The organism is Micromonospora sp. NPDC052213 (assembly GCF_040679695.1).
In the GTDB taxonomy this organism is placed as follows: domain Bacteria; phylum Actinomycetota; class Actinomycetes; order Mycobacteriales; family Micromonosporaceae; genus Micromonospora.
Genome location: NZ_JBFAVI010000295.1, coordinates 1 through 3,959 on the forward strand (window position 1 = coordinate 1; position 3,959 = coordinate 3,959).

Annotated in this window: 5 protein-coding genes; 3 read left to right on the forward strand and 2 right to left on the reverse strand. The window is 67.6% G+C overall.

Features of this window, described 5'->3' with window-relative positions; translation table 11 throughout:
* Together AB0L34_RS33105 and AB0L34_RS33110 are read right to left on the reverse strand one after the other, a co-directional pair.
* Positions 1-341: hypothetical protein (locus AB0L34_RS33105; RefSeq protein WP_363709546.1), on the reverse strand; the 341-nt coding region annotated here is incomplete at its 3' end.
* Between the two features lie 487 nt (positions 342-828).
* Positions 829-1,581, reverse strand: coding sequence for a hypothetical protein (locus AB0L34_RS33110; protein ID WP_363709538.1), 753 nt, complete (start codon positions 1,579-1,581; stop codon positions 829-831).
* Between the two features lie 184 nt (positions 1,582-1,765).
* Here AB0L34_RS33110 and AB0L34_RS33115 point away from each other — a divergent pair, with 184 nt between their 5' ends.
* From AB0L34_RS33115 to AB0L34_RS33125, 3 genes are all read left to right on the forward strand, one after another.
* Complete coding sequence (locus AB0L34_RS33115; protein ID WP_363709540.1) at positions 1,766-2,299, forward strand: HAD domain-containing protein; 534 nt, start codon at positions 1,766-1,768, stop codon at positions 2,297-2,299.
* A 573-nt stretch (positions 2,300-2,872) separates the two neighbouring features.
* Positions 2,873-3,103, forward strand: coding sequence for a hypothetical protein (locus AB0L34_RS33120; RefSeq protein ID WP_363709542.1), 231 nt, complete (start codon positions 2,873-2,875; stop codon positions 3,101-3,103).
* Between the two features lie 62 nt (positions 3,104-3,165).
* On the forward strand, positions 3,166-3,918 hold the full coding sequence (locus AB0L34_RS33125) for an SDR family oxidoreductase (protein WP_363709544.1): 753 nt from the start codon (positions 3,166-3,168) through the stop codon (positions 3,916-3,918).
* The last annotated feature ends 41 nt before the right edge of the window (positions 3,919-3,959 follow it).

Consider the following 3,959-nt stretch of genomic DNA (forward strand, 5'->3'; position numbering starts at 1 on the left):
CGGATGACGACCTGCTGGTCGGTGACGCTGGCCAGGGCCACGGAAAAGCCCCCTGCCTCGGTGGCCGGTTGGCCGGGGGAGAGCGAGAACTCTTCCCCAGCCACCGTCACCGTCACCTGGTCACCCTGGACGTCGATCAGCTTCGCCTCGAAGCCGAGGATGCTGGCGCTGGTGTCGGCGCCCCGGGCGAAGGTGACCGTACAGGTGTTCCGCTCACAGTCGGTGGAGGCGCCCTCTGAACCGCAACCAGACAGCAGCGCGACGCCGAGTGCGAGGCCGGCCAGCAGGCCGGCTGCATGGCGGGTGAAAGTCAGCGAGGGCAGAAGGTAGCGATTCGTCACCCGGCCAAGATACGAGTCGAGAGCAATGCCGCCCCCACCGATGACGGTCGAGGACTGCGACCATCCGAGCCCGGGAGAGGTGATGCTCACGCCGGCTCCGGCGTGAGCACACCAGCGAGGCAGCGGCGAAGGGACGTCTTGGAATGCCGGTGTCTCGCTGCCGATCCAGCCAAGCTGGTCCGCGGGTTCAGCGGGGCTGACGGTCAGCCGCAGGAGGCGTCCCGGCGGTCACCTCGATATACGGTATTTGGCGGCCACCGGCCCGGATCGTCCGGCGATCGCGTTGCGAGAAGTCATTGAGTTAGGACCCCGGCACGGTCGCCCGCCCGCTCTCGGCCGTGCCGATGAGGTGCGTTGGCCGAGGTGAGCGTGTGCGCCTGCCTGTTGGGATGAGGGCGGCTGCTACACGAGGTGCGGCTTGATGTCGCTCCAGTGGCGTTGCCGCAAGCGTTGCAAGCGGTCTGTCGGGCTGAGTTCGGCCGCGGTGCTACTCGTACTCCTGCCCGCACCGGGCCAGTTCTGCGAGGTCGGCCCAGCCGAGGAAGCCGATCGTGTGCTCGCCCGGCTCTGGCTCGTTCACCAAGGGCACGACGGGGCCAGGAACTGGTTTCCGTAGGCCGTCGTCTTCGCTCCAGCCGCCCAGTGCTCCGGCCATCCCGCATTCCAGGTACGCCTGCGGATCAAAGTTGTACCAGCGGATGTCCGTGGCTCGCACGCATCCTGCCGTCCGGGGGGCGTCAATGCCGAACCGGGCGTACTCGTCCAGCGGTCCCTGATCGGCGAAGTCGGCCAGGTCCGCGATCTGAGACAGCACGATGGCTTCCCAGTCGGCATACGACGTCGGCTCGTCCGTGTAGCGAAACGAGGCGGAACGCCAGGATGCCTGCAGCGGCGCCGGCTCGACCATGCCTGCCGCCACGACCATCGCGGCAACCGAATCCAGGTCCAGCGAGGCCCGACCCGACAGCGGCCGGGCAACGCGCCACCACGAACGCAGGAACACGTCCAAACTACGCGCGGCCGCGTTCATACCTTCGCCTTCCCGGGCAAGGCGCCGGTACAGGTCGCGGTTTGTGCGGCAGACCGGCCCCGGTGGCCCGTCGACCCAGTAGGTCTGCTTGTGCACCACACCAGACTCCAGCGCCAGGACCTTGGCCAGCGCCTCAACCCGGTCAGCGAAGGTGCCCATCCGGACCCGGTTGCCGTTGTCGTCCTGCCGCCAAAGCTCCCACGCCATCACAGCAGCACCGTAGTCGTGCCCTCCCTCTGGCGAACAGCCCACATCCGCTCTTGCCGCCGACTGGGCGTCGGCGCTTGGCCGTCCCATGACCGTCTGCAATCGCCCCACGGCTGCACGCTCCCGATTGCTGTGGGCGGAGAGACCGGCTCCCGGAGGGCACCCTGATCAGCGATACGGTTCGGGAGTGCTTCCCAGCGTCGCTCAACCACCGCTGATCTTTCTCGACGTAGATGGCGTGCTCATCCCGTTCAGGGGCCGGCCGACGACAAGGGGCCGTCCTTCGACCGGGGGAGAGGTGAACGCCGAGGCACCGGACGGCTGGGGCAATCCTCTCCTGGATCGGCTTGACCTCGATGACGGACGGCGCCTGCTGGCCCTGGGATGCCAGTTGGTCTGGGCCACTACATGGATGGCGGAGGCAAACGAGATCATCGCGCCACGACTGGGCCTCCCGGCGCTCCCAGTGGTGGAGTGGCCGGACTCCGGTGAGGAACCCGAGCATGGTCTGCACTGGAAGACGGTGTTCCTCACTCGGTGGGCGGCCGGCCGCCCTTTCGTCTGGCTTGACGATGAGATAACCGACGCCGACCGGCGATGGGTAGCCGCGAACCACCCGGGACAGGCGCTGCTGCACCGTGTCGACCCATTTGCGGGACTGACCGATGCAGCCTTCGCAGCGGTGCATCAATGGCTCGGGCAAGGTAACGACGGCGCTTGATCAGCTGCACGCTCATGCCCCTAACCGCGTGTCACAACGTCATAGATGGTCGATCCAGACAGCGCTCGGTCTTGGCTCCCCTGTGTCAAGACGGTGCGGCGATCAACGTTCGAGGCTGGTTGGTGGCGGGTCCGGAAAGTGGCTTGTCCGAAGAGCCGGCGTTGGGGTGTGAGCCGGTCGCGCTGGAGTCAGTAGTCGTTCCCCGGCGTGCCAGGCGTGCGCTCTACCTTCGGTACCTCCACCGAACTGCTGAGCGTCCTGCGGCTGATGTTCCCACGACTCTCCTCGCATGTGTGCCCCAACGGTCATCGGGCTCCCCGACGATCGACGTCGCGGCAGAGGTCGCGTTCGGCTGCCCGGTGTGCGGTGAGCGGGTGCACCCGCCGAGCGCGGAGGACCTGTCCTTCAACTCCACTGGCGCCTGTCCCGGCTGCCAAGGGCTCGGCGTCGTGCGCGCGGTCGATGACGCCGCATTCGTCCCCGATCCGTCCAAGACCATCGACGACGGCGCCGCCGTCCCTTGGCAGCTGTTTCGGGTTCAACGTCCAGCCCGACGCCGCACGCGAGTTCGGCATGCGCACCGATGTGCCCTGGAGCGAACCGACGGACGGCGAGCGGCAGATCGTGCTCGACGGGCCGGAGGAGAAGAAAGCGCTCCTAGACGTGCGCTGGCCACTCGTCGCCAGCCGCTCGCCGCGCGTTGCTCTGCTCGCCGGCACGCTTGCCAGACACCCGGCTGGGTGGATCAAACGCCGGCTGTCGGGGAATAAAGGCGGCGCCGGGTGCGCTGCACAAGATACTTGAATCTTCAACGATCTGGGTGATCGACCGATCGCCCAGAAGGGAGAGCTCTCATGGTTGCGCCGTTGCTGGACTTCACCGACAAGGTCGTCTTGATCACCGGAGGTGCGACCGGCATCGGCCGGGCGACTGCCCGCGCGTTCGCCCGCCAGGGAGCCAAGGTCGTCATCGGTGACGTGGACGAGCGCGCTGCCGAGACCGTCGACCTGATCACCGCCGACGGCGGCACAGCGATGTACGTCCGCACCGACGTCACGAAGAACGACGAGGTCGAAAACCTCGTGCGGACCGCGGTCTCGACGTACGGCGGACTAGACGTCGCCTTCAACAACGCCGGAGTGCTCCCTCCCACGGGTCCGCTGCTCGAGCAGACCGAGGCGGACTGGGATCGGACCATCAACGTTGACCTCAAGGGCGTCTTCCTCGCCCTTAAGCACGAGATCGCCTACATGGCCGAGCACGGCGGTGGATCGATCATCAACACCGCCTCGATCGCCGGGGTGATCGCCGACCCGGGCATGTCTCCGTATGTCGCCGCCAAGCACGGCGTCGTCGGCCTGACCAAGGCCGCGGCCATCGACTACGCCACCGCAGGAGTCCGCGTGAACGCGCTCGCGCCGGGCCTGGTTGCCACCGGAATGACCAAGGGCTGGCTCGATGACCCGGCGATGCGCGATGTCGTCGTCGCCGGCTCCCAGCTTGGCCGGCCGGCCGAGCCCGAGGAGATGACCGGCATGGTGCTCTACCTCGCCTCGCCGCTCGCGTCCTTCGCGACCGGCGGGATCTACGTCGTCGACGGCGGGCAAACCGCGCACTGACCCTACTGTCCCGCGCGGCCCGTTCCTTACCGGGACGGGCC

Coding starts and splice junctions, on each gene's coding strand:
- AB0L34_RS33120 (WP_363709542.1), top strand. CDS start 2,873: ATGCGCACCGATGTGCCCTGGAGCGAACCGACGGACGGCGAGCGGCAG.